The sequence below is a fragment of the Streptomyces sp. WAC06614 genome (assembly GCF_003949795.1).
Taxonomy (GTDB): domain Bacteria; phylum Actinomycetota; class Actinomycetes; order Streptomycetales; family Streptomycetaceae; genus Streptomyces.
The window spans coordinates 1-1,175 of record NZ_RPRY01000694.1; the positions used below are offsets into that span (position 1 = coordinate 1).

Consider the following 1,175-nt stretch of genomic DNA (forward strand, 5'->3'; position numbering starts at 1 on the left):
GGGCCGGGACGGGCGGGCGGTCGTAGCGGTGTTCGGCGTCGTAGTCGTCCTCGATGGCGACGCCGCCGTCGGCGGCCCAGCGCAGGAGTTCGCGGCGGCGCTCGCCGTCGAGGACGGTGCCGGTGGGGAACTGGTGGGCGGGCGTGAGCAGGACGGCCGGTGCGTCGGTGGCGCGCAGCGCCGCCACGTCCAGGCCGCCGTCGTCGACGGGGACGGGGACGGTGGTGTGGCCGTGGTACTCCAGTTGCTGGCGGGCGCCGAGGGAGCCGGGGTCCTCGACGGCGATGCGGTCGACGCCGAGGGTGCGCAGGATCTGCGCGAGCAGGCCGAGGGCTTGGGCGACGCCGGCCACGACGACGACCTCGGCCGGGTCGGCGCGGATCCCGCGGTTGCGGGCCAGCCAGCCGACGATCGCCCGGCGCAGGGCGGGCGTGCCCTGCGGGTCGCCGTACCCGAAATCGGCCGGGCCGACCTCGGCCAGGACCGACCGTTCGGCGCGGAGCCAGGCCGTCCGGGGGAAGGCGGCGAGGTCGGGCACGCCCGGCGAAAGATCGATCCGGCACGGCAGCGCCCGCAACGCATCGACCACCCCTTCGCGCCCGCCCCCGCCGAACACACCGTCTCCGCCCTCCGTCGCGGACCGGGCCCCGGCCCCGGCCAGGCCGGTCCGGGCGGCCGGGCCGAGGGGCGGGGCAGGAGCCGTACCTGCGCCGACCGCCACCCCGACCGCAGCGGCAGAGGTAGGAGCCGGGGACCAGCCCTGGGCGGGCGCGGCCCCGGCCAGGCGGGCGCGGCACGTCGACGGGCCGGAGGCCGACGCCGCCCCGGACGCCGAAGCGGACGGCGCGGACGAGCCCGGGGCGGACGCGGCCCAGGGCGCCCTGGCGGAGTGCGTCGACGCGCCCGGCCCCGGCACGGCCCAGGCCGCCGAAGCGGACGGCGTGGACGAGCCCGGGGCGGACGCGGCCCAGGGCGCCCTGGCGGAGTGCGTCGACGCGCCCGGCCCCGGCACGGCCCAGGCCGCCGAAGCGGACGGCGTGGACGAGCCCGGGGCGGACGCGGCCGAGGGCGCCGTGGCGGAGTGCGTCGACGCGCCCGGCCCCGGCACGGCCCAGGGCGCCGAAGCGGATGGCGCGGACGGGCCCGAGGTGGCGCCGGGCGCGTCGACGCACTCC

Annotated in this window: 1 protein-coding gene and 1 pseudogene; one reads left to right on the top strand and one right to left on the bottom strand. The window is 80.6% G+C overall.

Features of this window, described 5'->3' with window-relative positions; all coding sequences use genetic code 11:
* The coding region (locus EF918_RS35940; RefSeq protein ID WP_125653001.1) for an aminotransferase class I/II-fold pyridoxal phosphate-dependent enzyme at positions 1 to 616 on the bottom strand (616 nt) is incomplete at its 3' end.
* A 325-nt stretch (positions 617 to 941) separates the two neighbouring features.
* On the opposite strand from EF918_RS35940, the pseudogene EF918_RS35945 reads away from it, so the two are divergent.
* Positions 942 to 1,175: pseudogene (locus EF918_RS35945) on the top strand (hypothetical protein); the annotation flags it as partial.